Annotated in this window: 17 protein-coding genes and 1 tRNA gene; 8 read left to right on the forward strand and 10 right to left on the reverse strand. The window is 70.6% G+C overall.

Going from position 1 to position 18,294, the window contains the following annotated elements; all coding sequences use genetic code 11:
• Window positions 1–15: 15 nt before the first annotated feature.
• Window positions 16–1,854: a hypothetical protein gene (locus G528_RS0109575; RefSeq protein ID WP_026918775.1), complete on the reverse strand. Its 1,839-nt coding sequence runs from the start codon at window positions 1,852–1,854 to the stop codon at window positions 16–18.
• Window positions 1,855–1,871: 17 nt separating this feature from the next.
• Here G528_RS0109575 and G528_RS0109580 point away from each other — a divergent pair, with 17 nt between their 5' ends.
• Window positions 1,872–2,264, forward strand: coding sequence for a chorismate mutase (locus G528_RS0109580; protein WP_425402224.1), 393 nt, complete (start codon window positions 1,872–1,874; stop codon window positions 2,262–2,264).
• Window positions 2,265–2,292: 28 nt separating this feature from the next.
• Here the strand turns inward: G528_RS0109580 and pgi are convergent, their stop codons facing one another.
• Window positions 2,293–3,993, reverse strand: coding sequence for a glucose-6-phosphate isomerase (pgi, locus tag G528_RS0109585; RefSeq protein ID WP_084638135.1), 1,701 nt, complete (start codon window positions 3,991–3,993; stop codon window positions 2,293–2,295).
• 69 nt (window positions 3,994–4,062) lie between these two features.
• The gene (locus G528_RS0109590; RefSeq protein WP_026918778.1) at window positions 4,063–4,803 is read right to left on the reverse strand and encodes an SDR family oxidoreductase; all 741 of its coding nucleotides are present in this window, start codon (window positions 4,801–4,803) and stop codon (window positions 4,063–4,065) included.
• Between the two features lie 132 nt (window positions 4,804–4,935).
• Here G528_RS0109590 and G528_RS0109595 point away from each other — a divergent pair, with 132 nt between their 5' ends.
• Window positions 4,936–6,168, forward strand: coding sequence for a glycoside hydrolase family 183 protein (locus G528_RS0109595; RefSeq protein ID WP_051198612.1), 1,233 nt, complete (start codon window positions 4,936–4,938; stop codon window positions 6,166–6,168).
• A gap of 10 nt (window positions 6,169–6,178) precedes the next feature.
• Here G528_RS0109595 and G528_RS0109600 read toward each other — a convergent pair whose 3' ends face one another.
• The gene (locus G528_RS0109600; RefSeq protein ID WP_026918780.1) at window positions 6,179–7,105 is read right to left on the reverse strand and encodes a DNA-formamidopyrimidine glycosylase family protein; all 927 of its coding nucleotides are present in this window, start codon (window positions 7,103–7,105) and stop codon (window positions 6,179–6,181) included.
• A gap of 89 nt (window positions 7,106–7,194) precedes the next feature.
• Between G528_RS0109600 and G528_RS0109605 the strand changes: the two genes are divergently transcribed.
• Window positions 7,195–7,944, forward strand: coding sequence for a 3'(2'),5'-bisphosphate nucleotidase CysQ (locus G528_RS0109605; RefSeq protein ID WP_026918781.1), 750 nt, complete (start codon window positions 7,195–7,197; stop codon window positions 7,942–7,944).
• 35 nt (window positions 7,945–7,979) lie between these two features.
• Here G528_RS0109605 and cobF read toward each other — a convergent pair whose 3' ends face one another.
• Together cobF and G528_RS0109615 are read right to left on the reverse strand one after the other, a co-directional pair.
• Entirely contained in the window at window positions 7,980–8,744 is a 765-nt protein-coding gene (gene cobF, locus G528_RS0109610) for a precorrin-6A synthase (deacetylating) (protein ID WP_035719617.1), read from the reverse strand.
• Window positions 8,741–9,565, reverse strand: a complete 825-nt coding sequence (locus tag G528_RS0109615) for an SDR family oxidoreductase (RefSeq protein WP_026918782.1) — start codon at window positions 9,563–9,565, stop codon at window positions 8,741–8,743. The genes cobF and G528_RS0109615 overlap by 4 nt, the downstream gene beginning before the upstream one ends.
• A gap of 164 nt (window positions 9,566–9,729) precedes the next feature.
• Between G528_RS0109615 and G528_RS0109620 the strand changes: the two genes are divergently transcribed.
• A tRNA-Arg gene (locus G528_RS0109620) sits at window positions 9,730–9,802 on the forward strand.
• 177 nt (window positions 9,803–9,979) lie between these two features.
• The gene (locus G528_RS17080; RefSeq protein ID WP_051198614.1) at window positions 9,980–10,615 is read left to right on the forward strand and encodes a sunset domain-containing protein; all 636 of its coding nucleotides are present in this window, start codon (window positions 9,980–9,982) and stop codon (window positions 10,613–10,615) included.
• Between the two features lie 13 nt (window positions 10,616–10,628).
• Here the strand turns inward: G528_RS17080 and G528_RS0109630 are convergent, their stop codons facing one another.
• Complete coding sequence (locus G528_RS0109630) at window positions 10,629–11,066, reverse strand: type II toxin-antitoxin system Rv0910 family toxin (RefSeq protein WP_026918783.1); 438 nt, start codon at window positions 11,064–11,066, stop codon at window positions 10,629–10,631.
• On the opposite strand from G528_RS0109630, the gene G528_RS0109635 reads away from it, so the two are divergent.
• A complete protein-coding gene (locus G528_RS0109635) occupies window positions 11,044–11,664 on the forward strand; it encodes a DNA-3-methyladenine glycosylase (RefSeq protein WP_026918803.1) in 621 nt (206 codons plus the stop codon). The two genes, G528_RS0109630 and G528_RS0109635, sit on opposite strands and share 23 nt — an antisense overlap.
• Before the next feature lie 35 nt (window positions 11,665–11,699).
• Here G528_RS0109635 and G528_RS0109640 read toward each other — a convergent pair whose 3' ends face one another.
• Genes G528_RS0109640 through G528_RS0109650 form a run of 3 tightly spaced genes read right to left on the reverse strand, consistent with a single transcriptional unit; the run spans window position 11,700 to window position 15,601 of the window.
• Window positions 11,700–11,930 (reverse strand): antitoxin, encoded by a 231-nt coding sequence (locus tag G528_RS0109640; RefSeq protein ID WP_026918784.1) that lies wholly within the window; start codon window positions 11,928–11,930, stop codon window positions 11,700–11,702.
• A gap of 9 nt (window positions 11,931–11,939) precedes the next feature.
• Window positions 11,940–14,468 carry an HAD-IC family P-type ATPase gene (locus tag G528_RS0109645; RefSeq protein WP_026918785.1) on the reverse strand — a complete coding sequence of 843 codons (2,529 nt, stop codon included), beginning with the start codon at window positions 14,466–14,468 and terminating at the stop codon, window positions 11,940–11,942.
• On the reverse strand, window positions 14,465–15,601 hold the full coding sequence (locus tag G528_RS0109650; protein ID WP_084638136.1) for an MBL fold metallo-hydrolase: 1,137 nt from the start codon (window positions 15,599–15,601) through the stop codon (window positions 14,465–14,467). Before G528_RS0109650 ends, G528_RS0109645 begins: the two co-directional genes overlap by 4 nt.
• Before the next feature lie 81 nt (window positions 15,602–15,682).
• Between G528_RS0109650 and G528_RS0109655 the strand changes: the two genes are divergently transcribed.
• Both G528_RS0109655 and G528_RS0109660 read left to right on the forward strand, forming a co-directional pair.
• The gene (locus G528_RS0109655) at window positions 15,683–16,966 is read left to right on the forward strand and encodes an alanine racemase (RefSeq protein WP_051198616.1); all 1,284 of its coding nucleotides are present in this window, start codon (window positions 15,683–15,685) and stop codon (window positions 16,964–16,966) included.
• Window positions 16,954–18,282, forward strand: a complete 1,329-nt coding sequence (locus G528_RS0109660) for a D-arabinono-1,4-lactone oxidase (protein ID WP_026918788.1) — start codon at window positions 16,954–16,956, stop codon at window positions 18,280–18,282. Before G528_RS0109655 ends, G528_RS0109660 begins: the two co-directional genes overlap by 13 nt.
• Window positions 18,283–18,294 lie beyond the last annotated feature (12 nt).

Genomic DNA, 18,294 nt, shown 5'->3' on the forward strand with positions numbered 1-18,294 from the left:
GGCACCCCGCAGCGTTCAGGGCGGGTCTTGGACGGCGGTGATCATCCCCACCCGACCGGAGCCCACGTGCAGACGCAGGCCCGGCGTCACCGGACGCACATGGAGCGCGGCACCGTGTCCGTCGGCCTGGAAGTACACCGGGTGCAGGCCCGACCGGACGCGGACCCGGACCGGGTCGCCGCCGTCCAGGCGCACCTCGATCTCGCCGTCCCGGTCGGCGCAGTAGCTGACCGCGAACGTCCACTTCCACCCGATCAGCGGCCCGCTGAGCGGGACCTCCGTCGGCCCGTCGACGTCCGGGCGCGCGCACGTCCCCCGCGTGCCGTCGAACGTCCGGGCCTCGGTGACGGCGCCGGGCGCCAGGCGCCCCTCGTCGTCGAGGATCACCAGCTGGTCGGTGGACCCGGTGAACTCGGGCCGCTGGCGAAGCCTGCCGAACACGTGGCTGATCTGGTTGTTCGGGTAGGCGACCGGGAGGAGGACCTCGAGCGGCAGTTGCTGGTCGAACATCACCTTGCCGTCCATCTCGGCCATCGACTCCTTCGCATTCGCCAGGTAGTCGGGGGTCGGCCCGTCTCGCCACGACGCCGAGAACGCCATGGTGCTGATCATGGCGGACACGCCGAGCAGCACGCCGCTGAGCGACAGTGCGACGGCCGATCGGCGTGCGGCGACCGCGTCGCCGTCGGGCACGACGGCATGCGCGCCGACGTTCCGCGGCGCCGCGGCGATGAGGGCGAACGCGATGGTCAGCACCAGCGCCGTGTCGGGCAGATAGCGCATGGTCTGGGCGAGTTCGAGCGCCGTGTTGTCGCCGGACCGGTTCCACATCACCGGCACCTGCGCGCCCACCGCGTACAGCAGCGCGCACACCCATATCCCGATGACACCCCGTTTGAGCACACAGGTCATGCCGATCAGGGCCGCCAGGACGATCCAGCCGGCGACGATCATCCACGCCTCGGGCAGCCCCGTCGGCGGCGACGGGTCCCATCGTTCCCAGTACCACGGCGCCCCGGCCAGCGCCGGGACGATGGCTTCGTTGATGCTGCGCCACACCAGCTTCGCCGTCTGCGACACCGAATGCGTGCCCGCGGTGGGCGAGCCGACGACGAGGTACAGCGCCGTCCACGCCACGAAGACGCCGCCGAGTCCCAGCCACAGTGATCGGGCTCGGGTGACGGCGAGCGTCAATGCCGAGTTCCGGTAGTCGAGGACCTCACCCCAGCGGGGCCGCCGCTCGAGCCGGACGGCGAGGACGGCGGCGACCATCGCGACCGGGACGATGAACAGTGACTTCTCGAAGAACGCGAGCGCGACGACGAACGCCGCGATCGACGCGACCGTCAATCCCAGGGAGCGCCTCCGGTCGGTGGAGTCTCGGGTCAACAGCACGGCGTTGCCGACGACGAACGCCATCGCGGCCTGCATCGGGAGGGTGTTGATCCCGGCCGCCCACCACGCGAACGAACTCACCGTCATGGGGACGAACAGGTAGAAGGCGAGGGCGGCGAGGGCCTGTCCGCGGGCCCGCGGCGCGATGATGCGGATCATGCGCCACACCGCGAGCGATGCCACGGCCTGCATCACCACCAGCGTCGCGGCCGGCAGCCACCACTGCACGGGCGCGATCAGGGTCGACACACCGACCAGCAGGTACGCGGCGGGCATGAAGTGCCCGTCGTGATCGTGGCCGAGGAAGTCCCAGCTGAGGATCGGCTGGGAGGACGCCTGCCCGATCAGGATGAGGTCGTCCCAGTAGAAGTCGCCGGTGGCCACCAGGACCCCGCGAACCACGAGTTGCGCTGCGATCAGAGCCAGAGCGATCGGTCCGATGCCCTTGAGTGCCGTCATTCCTGCATTCTCGCACCATGCACCGCCGACCTCGCGAACCCGGCGTGGCAAAATCGACTGGTGTGAGTGACCAGGAGAATCCGCAGTCCGGGAGCGGCGCCGACGCGCCGTCATCGCATCCGCTCGACGTCGAGCGTCTCGATCTGGGTTCCGATGTCGCCGACCTCCCCGACGACATCGACGAACTCCGGCTCGAGATCGACCGGATGGACGCGATCATCCTGGCCGCCGTGCAGCGGCGCAGCGCCGTCTCGAAGAAGATCGGTGCGCATCGGATGGCCAGCGGCGGCCCCCGCCTGGTGCACAGCCGCGAGGTCAAGGTGCTCGACCGGTTCTCGGCCCTGGGCTCCGAGGGGCACACGCTGGCGATGCTGCTGCTGCGTCTCGGCCGCGGACCCCTCGGCCGGTGACGAGCCCGGCTGGTGCAGGCCCCGGCCGTTAGACCCGTCGGCCGCGGGCCTCGCGGTACCAGCGCACCAGTTCGTCGGTCGACGAGTCGTCCTGCTCGCCGGGCGCCTCGGGGTCGCTGATCACCCCGACCAGGTCGCCCGCCTGCTTCTTGCCGAGTTCCACACCCCACTGGTCGAACGGGTTGATACCCCACACCATGGCTTTGACGAAGGTCTCGTGTTCGTAGATCGCGATGAGCTGGCCGAGGGTCGACGGCGTGAGTCGCGGCGCGAGAATCGACGTCGACGGCCGGTTGCCGGGCATCACCTTGTGCGGAATCAGCCGGGGAGCCACACCTTCGGCCGCGATGTCGTCGGCCGTCTTGCCGAACGCCAGCACCTGGGTCTGGGCGAAGAAGTTCGCCATCAACGTGTCGTGCATCGAGTGCCCGTCATCGGTCGGGAGGTCGTCGGTGGGCTCGGCGAAGCCGATGAAGTCCGCCGGGATGAGCCAGGTGCCCTGGTGCAGGAGCTGATAGAAGGCGTGTTGACCGTTGGTCCCCGGCTCGCCCCAGTAGATCGACCCCGTCGGGGTCGTCACCAGGTGGCCGGTCGCCGTCACCGACTTGCCGTTCGACTCCATCGTCAGCTGCTGCAGGTAGGCCGGGAATCGTGCCAGGTCGTTGGAGTACGGCATCACCGCTTGGGACTGGGCGTCCCAGAAGTTCGAGTACCAGAGGCCGATGAGCCCCATCAGCATCGGCACGTTCTCCTCCAGGGGGGCCGTCCGGAAGTGCTCGTCGATCGCGTGGAATCCGGCGAGGAACTCGCCGAAGCGGTCCCTGCCGATCGCGATCATGAGCGACAGTCCGATCGCCGAGTCGATCGAGTATCGACCGCCGACCCAGTTCCAGAAGCCGAACATGTTGTCGGTGTCGATGCCGAAGGCCTCGACCTCCTCGGTGTTGGTGCTCACCGCCACGAAGTGTCTGGTCACCGCGTCCTGCGCGGCGTCTCCGGTGACGCCGAGTTCGCCGAGCAGCCACTTCTTCGCGGCGGTCGCGTTGGTGATGGTCTCCAGGGTGGTGAAGGTCTTCGACGCGACGATGAACAGCGTGGTCTCGGGGTCCAGGAGGCCGAGCACCGAGACCAGGTCGGCGGGGTCGGAGTTCGCGACGAAGTGCTCGGTGATCTCCGGGTGCCGATAGTGCCGCATCGCGTGGTAGGCCATCTCCGGACCGAGATCGCTGCCGCCGATGCCGATGTTCACGACGTCGGTGATCCGCTTGCCGGTGTGGCCCGTCCACGCGCCGTCGCGCACCCGGTCGGAGAAGTCGCCCATCGCGTCGAGGACGCGGTGGACGTCGGGAACCACGTCGTGACCGTCCACCGTCAGCGACGCGTCGCGCGGCAGTCGCAGTGCGGTGTGGAGGGCGGCGCGGTCCTCCGAGACGTTGAGGTGTCCGCCGGCGAACATCTCGTCGCGTTTGTCCTCGACGCCGGCCTCGCGGGCGAGTGCCGCGAGCAGTTCGACGGTCTCGCGGGTGATCAGGTTCTTCGAGAAGTCGACGTGCAGGTCGGCGGCGTCGATCGCCAGCTCGCGTCCCCGGTCGGGTTCCATGACGAACAGTTCGCGCAGGTGCAGGGAGTAGACGTGCTGCTGGTGAGCGGCGAGCGCATGCCAGGAGACGGTCGACGTGATGTCGAATTCATCGCCCCCGTCGATCCGTCCGCGCAGATTCGTCATCATTGCGCCAACACTATTCGCTCGGCCGCCGTCCGCGCCACGGTGTTCGCCGCGCGCATAGGCGAATTCGGCTCAGATCATCCGCGCGGTGACGGCGTCGGGAAGGTGTGCCAGCGCCCACGAGATCGGGCGCCACGGCCATCCCGGGACCGGGGCGCGCCTCTTCTCGGCCTCGATGGCCGCCACCATCGCGCGGACGCCCGATTCGGTGTCGGTCATCATGGACGTGCGGACGCCGCGGTTGATGTCGGTCTCGATGTACCCGGGGAGCAGCACGGTCACGGCGATGGGGCTCCCCGCCAGTTCGGCCTGCAGTCCCTGGCCGAGCGCGGACAGGCCGGCCTTGGAGGCGGAGTAGGCGGCCTGGGCCTTCGGCATGCCGCGGATCGCGCTCATCGAGCTGACGAGGACGAGGTGTCCGTGGTTCTGTGCCCGGAAGATCGCCATCGCGGCCTCGATCTGCGCGAGGGCGCCGACGAGGTTGGTCTGCACGGTCTCGAGGTTGGCGTCGGCGCGGCCGGTGCCGATGGGCGCGCCCTTGCCGAGGCCGGCGTTGACGATGATCCGATCCACGCCGCCGAGGTCGGCTGCCAGCGCGCCGATGGCCTCGGGTACCGCGTCGACGTCGGTGACGTCGAGCATCTGCACGGCCACCGCGGCGGCCTGCGGCCGCAGTTCGTCGGCGAGTTGGTCGAGGCGGTCTCGGCGTCGGGCGGCCAGGCCGAGGCTGCGTCCGCGGGCCGCGAACTCGCGCGCCATTCCCTCGCCGAGTCCGGAGCTCGCACCGGTGATGATGATCTTCTCTCGCACCATGGCACTCGAATCTACTGTGCCGCCTGCATCCCCGGCGACGGGATCGCATCCGGTCGATCCCTATACGGGGTCAAGAATATTTGTTACCAATAGAAAGATTCCTAATCGCAGCTGTCTCAGGCCGAGGTCACCATGCACCGTCACACCTCCCGTCGCCCGCACGGACGGGCCCGCACTCTGGTCACCGCGGCCGTCGCCGCCCTGGCCGCCGTCCCCCTCGCGGCCGTCACGGTCACCGCGGCGGGCGGCGGTGTCGCCGATGCGCGCGCCTGCAGCACGAGCGGGACCGGCAGCGTCGGCACCACGCTGCCCTTCATCGGCTCGATCCTGCCGCGCGGCGGCGACCCGCGCGGCCCCCAGGGGCCGCTCCCCGGTTTCGACAACGGGACCACCCGGACCGTCGCCTGGGTCACCGGCCCCAAGAGCCCCAACCGGACGTTCGGACGGTTCGGCATCTCCGGCACCGACGTCGGCGTCGCCTGGGACAACGGCCGCGGGCAGACGCTCCTCGCCTTCGGCGACACCTTCGGCAACTGTCTGCACCCCAACCGCCAGTGGCGCCACAACGCCCTGCTGCGCAGCACCGATCCGAATCTGGCCGACGGACTCCGGCTCAGCGGTCGCGGTTTCGCCGGTGAGATGTTCGGCGCCGTCGGATTCCAGGGTGTCGAGATGACGACCATCCCCACCGCCGGGATCTCCGTCGACGGCACGCAGTACGTCAACTACATGTCGGTCCGCGCGTGGGGCGCCCCGAGCCGATGGGACACGAACTACTCGGCGACCGCGGTCTCCCGCGACAACGGCCGCACCTGGTTCACCCCGCAGCGCACCATCCGGGTGAACGTCCCGGCGACCGCCGAGCTGCCGGCCGGCTGGCCGTCGGTCCAGGCCGGCAACGAGAAGTTCCAGCAGGCCGCCTATGTGCGCGGCCGCGACGGGTACGTCTACCAGTACGGCACCCCCAACGGACGCTTCGGCGCGGCGTATCTCGCCCGCTTCCGGCCGGGCGACATCACGAACCTCGAGGGCTACCGGTACTGGACCGGCCGGTCGTGGGCGAGCAGCCCGGCCGCTGCGCGTCCCGTGGTCCGCGGCCCGGTCACCGAACTGTCGGTGGCGTGGAGTCCGCGGTTGAACAAGTACGTGATGCTCGACAGTCCGCGCGGCGTCCTGCTCCGGACGGCCGACCGGCCGCAGGGGCCGTGGAGCCGCGCCCGCCGGATCACGCCGCCGCGCCTGGAGCTGTACGCCCCGATGATGCTGCCGTCGTCGCCGGCGCTGCGCGGCACCGGTCCGGAGCTGTACTTCAACGCGAGCCGCTGGGACGACTACAACGTGCTGCTGGTGCGGACCCGGATCTGACGCCCCATCGTCAACGCAGCAGGCGTGACATCCGTCGATCGGCCAACACCCGGCCGTCGGTCTGGCACGTCGGGCAGTACTGGAACGACCGGTCGCTGAACGACACCTCGCGGACCGTGTCGCCGCACACCGGGCACGGGAGGCCGGTGCGGCCGTGTACGCGCAGGCCGGTGCGCTTCTCGGACTTCAGCCGCGCGACCTCGCTCCCATCGAGACGGTCGGTCGCCTCGCGCAGCACCGTCCGCATCGCCTCGTACAGGTCGTCGACGCGGCCGGGCGGGAGGGTGGCGCCGGTCGCGAACGGGGAGCAGCGCGCGGTGTGCAGGATCTCGTCGGAGTACGCGTTGCCGATGCCCGCCAGCGACCGCTGATCGATCAACAGGTTCTTCACCCGAGCGGTGCTCGCCGCGACGATCTCACCGAAGTCGTCTCGCGAGACGGCGAGCGCGTCGGGACCGAGAGCCGCGATGCGCGCCACCTCGTCGGTGTGGCGAACCACCCACGCCGCCAGTCGTTTCCGCGTCCCGGCCTCGGTGACGTCGAATCCCTCGTCCGGCAGTCCGCAGTGCACGCGCACGGCGACGGCACCGCCCGGTCGCGGCGGGGTCGGCGGCAGTGTGTCGCGCCATCGGACCCAGCCCGCACGTGACAGATGGATCACCAGGTCGATCTCCCCTGCCGTGTCGTCGGCAGCCGTGTCGTCTGCTGCCGCGCCGTCCGGGGCTCCGCCGGCGGCGCGGTCGACGACCGTGCGGACGACGAGGTATTTGCCGATGCGGTCGACGCCGGTGACCGTCCGGCCGACGAGCGCCGTGTACGGCGGGTCCGCGGTCTTGAGCACGGCGAGGGACGCGACGTCGACCCGCCGGATCGGGAGGCCGGCGACGCGTGAGTCGAGGTGGTGGGCGATGGCCGCGACCTCGGGAAGCTCCGGCATGCCTCCCAGTCTGCGCCATCGCGTCCGCCTGCTCCACTGTTCGCTATGGTCGGGGACCGTGCGGGAGTGTCGTGTGATCTAGTGATGGAATGCGCCCCAGGTCCACCGAGTCGTCCGACGCCGACCTCGCCGCGACCATCGCCGCGGGCGCCGGCGACATCCTCCTGGGCGTCCGGCACGGCGGCCTGCTGCGGGGCAGGCATCTCGGTGACGTGGGCGACGCGATGGCCCAGGCGTGGATCTCGACGGTCCTGCGTGCGCACCGCCGCCGCGATGCGGTCCTCTCCGAGGAGGCCGCCGATGTCGGGGACCGGTCGTCCGCGGAGCGCGTGTGGATCATCGACCCGCTCGACGGGACGTCGGAGTTCGCGATGGGCACCGACGACTGGGCTGTGCACGTCGCCCTCACCGTCGACGGTGTGCCGGAGGTGGCCGCGGTGTCGTTGCCGGCGCGCGGTGAGGTCTTCCGCAGCGACGAGGTCGCCGTCGTCGACGGGCCGCTCACCGGCCGCATGGCCGTGTCCCGGTTCGGGCATTCGTATCATTCGGCGGCCGTCGCCGCCCGCCTCGACTTGGCCGAGGTGCGCATCGGGTCGGCGGGGGCCAAGGCGATGGCGGTGGTCCGGGGCGACGTCGACGCCTACGTGCATTCGGGCGGCCAGTTCGAGTGGGACAACTGTGCGCCGGTGGGCGTCGCGCTGGCGGCGGGCCTGCATTGCAGCCGTCTCGACGGCCGGCCGATCGTCTACAACAATCCGAAGCCGTACCTGCCCGACTTCATCATCTGTCGCACGGAGATCGCCGACGCCGTCCTCGACGCCGTCGCGAGCCCCTGGTGAGCGAGTGCGGAACGTGATCGACTCCCCGGCCGGGGTCAGCGGGCCCGCTGCAACAGGTAGATGTCCATCACCCAGCCGTGGCGCTCGCGTGCCGCGGCGCGGCTGGCGACGATCTCGTCGGTCACGTCGGCGACGCGACCGCTGACGAGGATCTGGTGGTCGGTGCCCACGTAGGCGCCCCAGTGGACGATATCGTCGGGCGCCGCGGTCTCCCGGAACGCGAGGTGGGAGTCGAGCATGACGATCTGGTTGAGGTCTGCACCGTCGGGTGTCTGCGCGAGCCGCCGTCCGGTGGTGGTGAGCACGGGCTCACCGATGCCGTGGGCGACGATGCCGTGCGCTGCGGTGAGCGCCGATGCGCTCGTCACGCCGGGGACCACCTCGATCGTCACGCCGCCGTCGGCGTCGTCTGCGAGCTGCGCGAGGATGCGCAGCGTGGAGTCGTAGAGCGCCGGGTCGCCCCACACCAGGAAGCCACCGGTCTCGCCGGGCGCGAGGTTCGCGGTGATCGCCGTGTGCAGGGCGTCGACGCGGGCGCGGTGCCAGCGTCGCACCTCGGCTTCGTAGTCGTCCGGGTCGCGGTCGCGCGGCGGGTCGGGGACGGCCACCACCCGGTGTTCCGCGGGCGCGTGCGCGGTGAGCATCTCTTCGCGCACGGCGGTGAGCTCCCCCGTGCGCCCGCCCTTGTCGAGGAGGAAGAACACGTCGGTCGCGCCGATGGCGTCGACGGCTTCGAGGGTGATCTGCCGCGGTCCGCCGGGTCCGATGCCGATGACGCGCAGCGTGACGGCGGCGGTCAGGGCCGCACCCGTCGCAGACCGTGGATCCGCGCGGTCAGATCCAAGACGACCTGGCGCGGGACGAGTCGCGCCAGGGCGAACACCACCGGGGCGCGGTTGCCGCGGGCGTAGAAGGGCTTCGGGTGCACCGTCAACGCGGCGTCGACGATGGTCTCGGCCATCTCGGCGGCCGAGATGCCCTTCTCTTCGTTGCGACGCGTGGCGGCGGCGACCTTCGCGTACTCGTCGCGATACACCGAGTCGTCGCCGATGTGGATGGTCCGGCGGTCGCCGATGCCCGTGGCGATGGTGCCGGGTTCCACCATGACCACCGAGATGCCGTACGGCGCCACCTCCCGGCGCAGTGCCATCGCATAGCCCTTGAGTGCCGATTTGGTGGCGGCGTAGTTGGTGCGGAAGGCGACCGGGAAGCTCGAGAGCATGGAACCGACCATCACCACGGTGCCGCTGCCGCGTGCCCGCATCCGCGGCAGCACCGCCTTGGTGAGCGCGACGGGACCGAACACGTTGATCGCGAACAGTCGCTCGACGGCGTCCATCGGCGTGTCCTCGAAGGCGCCCGCCGCGCTCTCGCCCGCATTGTTGATGAGCACGTCGATGTCGCCGATCGCGTCGACGCACGCCTGCGCCGACGCATAGTCGGCGTTGTCGAGGCGCACGTACGTGACACCGGGGATCGGGTTGCTCACCGTGTCGGGGTTGCGGCTGGTGCCGTACACCTTGTGGCCCGCAGCCACCAGATTCCTCGCGACCGCCGCACCGATGCCGCTGCTCGCGCCGGTGACCAGCACCGTCCGCTGACCCGTGATCGTCTTCGCCATGACCACTACGGTAGCCGCCGGCCTCGCGGACGCGAGTCGCCGAGCCCCGCCCGACCCCCTCGCGTAGACTCTTTCCGTCGGCGACTGCGTCCCCATCGAGCCGCCGACGCGACCGGCCGCGGCGACCGATCACCGATCGTCCGCCACGACCTCGGCCGGTCCCAGCTCTCGTAGCTCAGGGGATAGAGCACCGCTCTCCTAAAGCGGGTGTCGCAGGTTCGAATCCTGCCGGGAGCACCGACATCACGACCTCGGCACATCACGACCACGCGACCGGCGCCGACGTAAGCGCACGTGCGCGACGAGCACTGTCTAAGGTCGAGATGCGAAGCATGTTCCATGCGACGGAGCCAGGAGGACTCGACAGTGACGACGCGATCCAGGACGACGCGATCCAGGACGACGCGATCCCGGATGACCCGATCCCGGACGGCACGATCCCAGACGGCGATGGTCCTGCGCTCCGTCATTCTCGGATCGGTCGCCACCGGTGGCACGCTGCTGGTGCCGGCGACCGCGTCGGCGGCGACGGTCGAGCACGCACCCCTCGCCGCGGCATCGTGCGACGACGGGATCTCGCCGTGGTGGTGGCTGGCACTGTTGCTGCTCGCCCCGCTGCTCGTGCTCCTGCTGGCCTGGTTCCGCGGCCGGGACTCCTACGATTACGCGAGCTACTCCCCCGCGCAGGGACCCGGCTTCCCGGAGGTCACACCGGACCGCGAGGCGCGGATTCGGGCGCTGGCCGACGGCACCGAATCCAGCGCGGCCGCGGCCATCGCCCGGGCGCGGGCCGCGCAGGAGGCGGCGAAGAATCCGCCGAAGCCCGGCGCCCGCGTGCCGTCCGAGGGGGGCGCCGTACCGCTGCCGATCGGCGCATCTCGACCGCTGCCCGACCCCGACCGCGCGCCCGACGGCTACCCGATCAAGGCCGACACCACCTCCGGCCTCTACTACCTGCCCGACCATCCGGGATACGCCGCGGCGCACGCCGATCTGTGGTTCGCCACCGCACCGACCGCAGAGTCCGGCGGCTTCCGGCCGGCAGACTAGCCGAACAGGCCCGTCAGCCGAACAGCGCGGTGAACCGCGCGAGCGACTTCTCGATGTCGCCCTTGACCGCCTTGGCCGCAGCCTTGCCCGCGGGACCCATGAGGGGCAGTCCGCCGAGGTCGATGAGGAAGGTGACCTCCGAGCCGTCGCCGTCGGGAGCCACGCTCAGATCGATCTTCGCTTTGACGCCGCCCTTGCCGGCGCCCTTGAGGACCACCCGGTTCGGCCGGTCGAACTTCTCGATCTGCCACGCGAACCGGACGCGTGCGCCCTTCACCGAGACGACCGACGAGATCTCGGTCCCGACGGTCAGTTCGTCGACCGTCGGCAGCGGGCTGCGCCACCCGTCGTGGAGCACCAGCCACTCGTCGTAGCGGGCCAGGTCGGCCGCCGCGACGAAGGTATCCTCCGGGGAGAGTGCGACATGAATGGAATCACTGGTCTTCGCCATGGCTACAGACAGTAACCGCAACCCGCGGTCACAGCAGGACGGGGTCCCGGTCCTCGCCGAAGCCCGTGCCCTCCTCGGCCGACGACTCGTCGGCCACGGCGCATCACTGCTCATCACCGAGGTGGAGGCCTACAACGGGCCCGACGACCCGGCGTCGCACGCCTACACGCGGACACCGCGGTCACAGATCATGTACGGTCCGCCGAACCGCCTGTACGTCTACCAGATTCACACCCACCACTGCGCGAACATCGTGACCAGCCCGGAGGGGCGCGGCGCGGCCGTCCTCCTGCGCGCGGGCATCGTGACCGACGGCATCGACGCCGCGCGCGAACGGCGCGGCGCCGTGCCCGACCATCGGCTGGCGCGGGGCCCGGGCAATCTGACCAGGGCGCTCGGCATCACGAAGGCCGACCTCGCGACGGATCTGACCGACCCGTCGGGGGTTCACCTCGATCCGGAGCCCTCGACTCTCGACGAGTCCCGCATCGAGTCCGGCCCGCGCGTGGGGGTGCGTCTGGCCGCCGACCGACCGTGGCGGTTCTGGATCCGCGGGGAGCCGTCGGTGTCGGCGTACCGACGCCACCCCCGGGCCTGACGGGAGACCTCGCGGGCCCCGCGGGCCGGTGGCGACTACTTGTCGCCCGCGTCCCTGTTCTGCTCACCCTTGGTCTGCTCGCTCTTGGTCTGCTCACCCCGGTCCTGGGCGCCCACGGCCTTGCGTGCGGCGTCCTGAGCCTTGTCTACCTGCGAGGCGTACTTGTTGCCGGTCGCCTTGTCGACCAGGTCGCCGCCCTTCTCGATGAGATCGGGGTTCGACTTCAGTGCGTTCTTGGCCTTATCGACCATTCCCTTGAGATCCATGAGGGAATCCTACGACGACGCGGCGTCGACCGTCGCCTGGGACCTCCGGTCGAGCATCGCGTTGAGCACCCGCGACGACACCTCGACGGCCACGATCCCGACGGCAGCGCACACGGCGGCGATCGCCATCATCCGGCCGTTCGACGAATCCAGGTGGAACAGGTCCTGCGAGAACGGGACGGTGAAGATCGCGACGTAGGCGAGTGCGGAGACCACCAGGAGCACGATCTTCCACCAGTTGTACGGGCGTGCGACGACCACCAGCACGTAGACGGCGACGGCGATCAACGTCATGAGCGCCGCGGTGGCCGCCTGCGTCTGCACGGCGCCGACGGTCTGCGTGGCGTTCGCCGCCGCCGCGAGCGACGCGGACGGGTCCGTCGCCAACTGGGCGGCGTACGCACCGAGACCGGCCGAATGATCCCGGTTGACCAGCATGAAGCACACGAACGTCGACAGTCCGACGATGATCCCGTTCGGGACGGCCTGCACCAGGACGCGCCGCACGAATCCGGTCTTGGCGCGCTCGTTGTTCGGTGCCAGCGACAGGATGAACGCCGGGATGCCGATGGTGAACCACGCCGAGATCGTCACGTGGATCGGCTGGAACGGGTAGCTGACCGGCGCCCAGTCGAACGCCTTCGCCAACAGCCCGGCGATGCCGATGAGCACGGCCAGCAGCACCGCGTACACGGTCTTGGTGAGGAACAGGTTCGAGACGCGTTCGATGTTGCCGATGACGCGCCGACCCTCACCGACCACATACGGGAGGGTCGCGAACTTGTTGTCGAGCAACACGATCTGAGCGACCGATCGGGCCGCCGACGACCCCGAACCCATCGCCACGCCGATGTCGGCGTCCTTGAGGGCCAAGACGTCGTTGACGCCGTCTCCGGTCATCGCGACGGTGTGCTCACGCGATTGGAGCGCCTTGACCATGGCCCGCTTCTGGTCGGGTCGCACCCGACCGAACGAATCGTGGTCGGCGATCACCTCGGCGAGCTCGTCGTCGCCGGCGGGCAGCGACCGGGCGTCGACCGCGGAGTCCGGCGTCCCCAGCCCCAGCGACTCGCCGACCGCCCCCACCGAGCGCGCGTTGTCGCCGGAGATGATCTTGACCGCGACGCGCTGCGACTCGAAGTACTCGATCGTGTCGCGAGCATCGGGGCGGACCCGCTGCTCGAGCACCACGAGCGCCGTCGGGACCAGGTCGCCGGGAACCGGCGACGGACCGTCGGGCTCGGTGTCGACGGGGACGTCGGTGGTGCCGACCAGCAGGATGCGCAGGCCCGTCGAGCCGAGGTCGGACGCCGCCCGCGCGGTCTCCGAGTCCGGGTCGAGCAGCACGTCGGGGGCGCCGATCAGCCAGTTGTCGTGCGACGCTCCGTCGGGCCCGGCGAATGACATGCCGGAGAACTTGTTGGCCGAGCTGAACGGCAACACCGCCGAGGTGTGCCAGTCGGGGGCGTCGGGGAAGGCCTCGGCGACGGCCTGGATGCTCGCATTGGGACGCGGATCGTGGGCGGCGACGGCCGCGAGCGCGGCCTCCACCCGAGCCTGCTCCACACCGTCACGGACGATGCGCACCTCCGACAGGCGCATCCCGTTCTCGGTGAGCGTGCCGGTCTTGTCGGTGCACACGACGTCGACGCGCGCGAGGCCCTCGATCGCCGGCAGCTCGTTGACCAGGCACTGGCGCTGGCCGAGGCGGATGACGCCGACGGCGAACGCGATGGACGTCATCAGCACGAGCCCCTCGGGCACCATCGGGACGAGGGCGGCCACCATGCCGAGCAGCGCGGACCGCAGGCCGCTCTGGCTGATGAACAGCTGGTTGAAGATGGTGAGGATGCCGGCAGGGATGAGCAGCCAGGTGATCACCTTGAGGATGCGGTCGATCCCCGACCGCAGTTCGGAACGCACGAGGGTGAACGTCGACGCCTCTTCGGCCAACCGGTTGGCATACGAGTCGGCGCCGACCCTGGTGGCCCGGTAGGCGCCCGATCCGGCGACCACGAAGCTGCCCGACATGATCTGGTCGCCGGGCCCCTTGTCGACGGCGTCGGCTTCACCGGTGAGCAGCGACTCGTCCATGTCGAGCGATTCGGACTCGACGGTCTCGCCGTCGACGATCACCTGGTCGCCCGGGCCCAACTCGATGAGGTCGCCGACCACGACGTCCGAGGCGGCGATCTCCGCGGCGACACCGTCGCGCCGGACGACCGGCCGCGTCTGGCCGATGATGGCCAGCCGGTCGAGGGTCCGCTTGGCGCGGATCTCCTGGATGATGCCGATACCGCTGTTGGCGATGATGAGCAGACCGAACAGCCCGTTGATGAACGAGCCGGTGGAGGCGACGATCGCGAACAGCACGCCGAGGATCGCGTTGATCCGGGTGAAGACGTTGGCGCGGACGATCTGCCCGACCGTGCGCCCCGACTTGCTCTGCGTGACGTTCCCCTGGCCGGCGGCGTGGCGGTCGGCGACCTCCGCGGCCGTGAGGCCGGGATCCCGACCGGTCGTCGTCGGTGTGGTCATGCGCATCTCTCCCACCAGGTCGGGTCATGGACAGCGGAGCCGGTGCGACCGTGGGGCACGACATCCGCGCCCGGCCGCGGCACGCGGACATCGACACGGAGCCGCGCCGCCGCGGAGGTGAGGCGGCGCACCGGATCCGACCAGGGATGTCGCGCAAGATTGAAAGTACCCCAATGGATCGGCACGAACAGGCCGCCGCGCTCGGCGCCGTTCAACTGACCGAAGACGTCGAGCGCCTCCTCCGGATTCAGGTGGATGTCGGGCCACGCGGGGTCGTAGGCCCCGATCGCGATGAGCGCGAGGTCGAAGGGACCGAGTTCGGCGCCGACCTCGGTGAACACGTCGCTGTGCCCGGTGTCGCCCGAGAAGAACACGCGGTGGCGGGGCCCGACGATCGCCCAGCTCACCCACTGTGTGAGATTGCGGGTGACGCCGCGACCGGAGAAGTGCCGTGCCGGGCGGGCGTGCAGCGTCGCCTCGATCCCGCGGGCGGCGACGGTGACGTCCTCGTACCAGTCGGCCTCGCGGATCCGGGCGGACGGCACACCCCACGCCGTCAGATGGGCGCCGACGCCGAGGGGGGCGACGAACACCGCGTCGGGCACGGTGTGCGCGATGGTGACGATGGTGTCGACGTCGAGGTGGTCGTAGTGGTCGTGGCTGATCACGACGGCGTCGACGGGCGGCAGTTCACCCGCGGTGAGCGGCGCGCGGTGGAGGCGGCGCGGTCCGACGAGCTGCGACGGCGAGCAGCGCATCGAGAGCACGGGGTCGGTGACGAAGCGGAGGCCGTCGACGTCGACGACCGCGGTGGCGTGGCCCAGCCAGGTGGCCTCGAGGTCGGCGGGCCGCGGCGCGAAGCGGGGGCGCAGGACGGGGATCGGACGGCTCGGCACTCCCGGCCGGCGAGCCATGTCGATCAGCGTCGACAGGTCGGGGCCGGCTGCGGGCGACGCGGATTCGCGGTTTCCGAAGACGCCGTCGCGGGCGACGCGCGAGCGGGCGGTGTGCTCGGCGATCGCGGCGCGTCCGGCCCCGAGGGCGTTCAGCGGCGGTGCGATTCGTGCCGCGACACGCCTGGAAACCCGCGAAATCGACGAACTTTGGACGATCGTCTTTTCATCTGGGGTCATGCTTGTCTAGCGTAATCGGTATCACTCGACCCCCGTCGAACCCGCCGCACCCACACTCATACGAAGGAGCCGCGTCCCGCGATGCCGTCCCCCGAGCACCCCGTCGCCCACCGATCCCCCGCCGCCCGCCGCCTTCATGTGACCGACCCCGCGCAGTACTGGGGCGGCATCGACGACGCGGTGCGCCGAGCGGGTCTGGACTCGCCGGTGCTGGCCCTCGATCTCGGTGCGCTCGAACACAACATCGCCGACCTGCGTCGGCGCGCCGGCGGCGTCCCGATCCGGGTGGCCTCCAAGTCGCTGCGGGTGCGTTCGGTGATCGACGACGTGCTGGGCCGCGAGGGCTTCGCCGGCGTGCTCGCCTTCGACGTCGCCGAAGCGCACTGGTTGGCCACCGAATCGAATGTCACCGACGTGCTCCTGGGATACCCGACGGTGAAGCGCTCCGCCCTGGCGGCCCTCCTCGCCGACGACCTCGCGTGCTCGCGCGTGACCCTCCTGGTGGACGACCCCGCCCAGCTCGACGTCGTCGACTCCGTCGCGTCGCCCGGCTCGCGACCCGAGATCCGGGTGGCGATCGACCTCGACGCCTCGCTGCGCGCCGTCGGCGGCCGCGTCCACGTCGGCGTCCGGCGCTCACCGATCCACTCCGTGGAGCAGGCGCGCGACCTCGCCCGCACCATCGCGTCGCGCGACGGGTTCCGGCTCGTGGGCGCGATGTCGTATGAGGCGCAGGTCGCCGGCGTCGGCAATCAGGTGGCGGGCAGCACGCTGATGAACACCGCCGTCACGGCGATGCAGTCGGCGTCGATGCTCGAGTTGCGGCGCCGACGCGGGCGGGAGATCGCCGCCCTGCGCGAGGTCGCCGACCTGGAGTTCGTCAACGCCGGCGGCACCGGGTCGATCGAGGAGACCGCGAAGGACCGCGCCGTCACCGACATCGCCGCGGGCAGTGGATTCTTCGGCGGCCACCTGTTCGACACCTACCGGCACTTCCGGCCCGCACCGGCGCTCGCCTTCGGACTCGACGTCCTGCGCCGCCCCGACACCGACATCGTCACCTGCGCGGGCGGCGGCTGGATCGCCTCCGGCCCGCCCGCCGACGACCGGGTCCCCAAACCCGTGTGGCCCGAGGGGCTGGCGTACATCGGCACCGAGGGTGCGGGCGAGGTGCAGACGCCGCTGCGCGGTGACGCGACGCGCTCCCTGGCCGTCGGCGACCGCGTGTGGTTCCGCCACACCAAGTCCGGCGAGGTGTGTGAGCGGGCCGAGGCCGTGGCGCTGATCGACCGAGACGCATCGGGGACGGCCCACGTGGCCGACGTGGTGCCCACCTACCGAGGAGAGGGGAGGTGCTTCCTGTGAGCACCCGCGCAACGAACACCTGGAGCAACTGGGGAGGCACCGCGTCGTGCACTCCCGAGCGGATCATCGCACCGCAGAGCACCGACGAGCTGGCCGCCGCGGTCCGCGAGGCCGCCGACCGGGGCCGGACGGTCAAACCCGTGGGCGCCGGGCACAGTTTCTCGGAGGTCGCGGTGGCGCCCGACGTCCAGATCGCGATGTCGGGGTTCGCCGGCGTCCGCCACGTCGACCGCGAGGCGGGCCGCGTCACACTGGGCGCCGGAACGCACCTGCATCAGATCCCGGACATCCTCGAGCCCCTCGGTCTGGCGATGACCAATCTGGGCGACGTCGACCGGCAGACCGTCTCCGGAGCCACGGCCACGGGCACCCACGGCACGGGGGTCGCGTTCGGCGGGATCTCCACGCAGATCCGCGGCGTCACGCTCGTCGACGGAACGGGCACCGTGCGGACCGTCGCCGAGGACGATCCCGATCTCGCCGCGGCCGCGCTGGGGCTCGGCGCCCTCGGCGTCCTCACCGAGATCACCCTGCAGTGCGTGGACGCCTTCGCGATCGAGGCCGTCGAGGCGCCCGGTGACGCCGAGGAGACCTTCGCGGGATTCCTCGACGCCGTCGCGTCGACGGATCACTACGAGTTCTACTGGTTCCCGCACACCACCCGAGTCCTCACGAAGTCGAACACGCGGCTGCCCGCCGACACCCCGGCGTCCGGCCCGGGTTCGGTACGCCGTTACATCGACGACGAGCTGCTGTCGAACAAGTTCTTCGGCGCCCTGTGCGCGCTGAGCGCTCGGGTTCCGGGCGTGGTGCCGACCATCAACCAGGTCTCGGGGCGAGCGCTGTCGGCCCGGACCTACACGGACCGCTCCGATCGGATCTTCATCTCCGACCGGGGTGTCCGGTTCCGGGAGATGGAGTACGCCCTTCCCCTCGAAGCGGTTCCCGACGCGCTGCGCGAACTGCGGGCGATGATCGACCGGCGACGGCATCGGGTGAGCTTCCCGGTGGAGGTGCGGGCCGCCGCGGCCGACGATCTGATGCTGTCCACGGCCGCCGGACGCACCTCGGGGTATATCGCCGTACACCGGTATCACCGCGACGACACCGGTTCCGCACGGGATTACTTCCGCGACGTCGAACAGATCATGGTGGCGCACGGGGGCCGTCCGCACTGGGGCAAGATGCACACGCGCGACGCCGACTATCTGCGTGGCGTCTACCCCCGGTTCGACGAGTTCCTCGAGGTGCGCGGCCGGTTCGATCCGGAGCGGACCTTCGCCAACCCGTATCTGACGACGACGCTCGGCGCCTGACCCGGACCCGCT

This window comes from Gordonia shandongensis DSM 45094 (genome assembly GCF_000423025.1).
Lineage (GTDB): Bacteria > Actinomycetota > Actinomycetes > Mycobacteriales > Mycobacteriaceae > Gordonia > Gordonia shandongensis.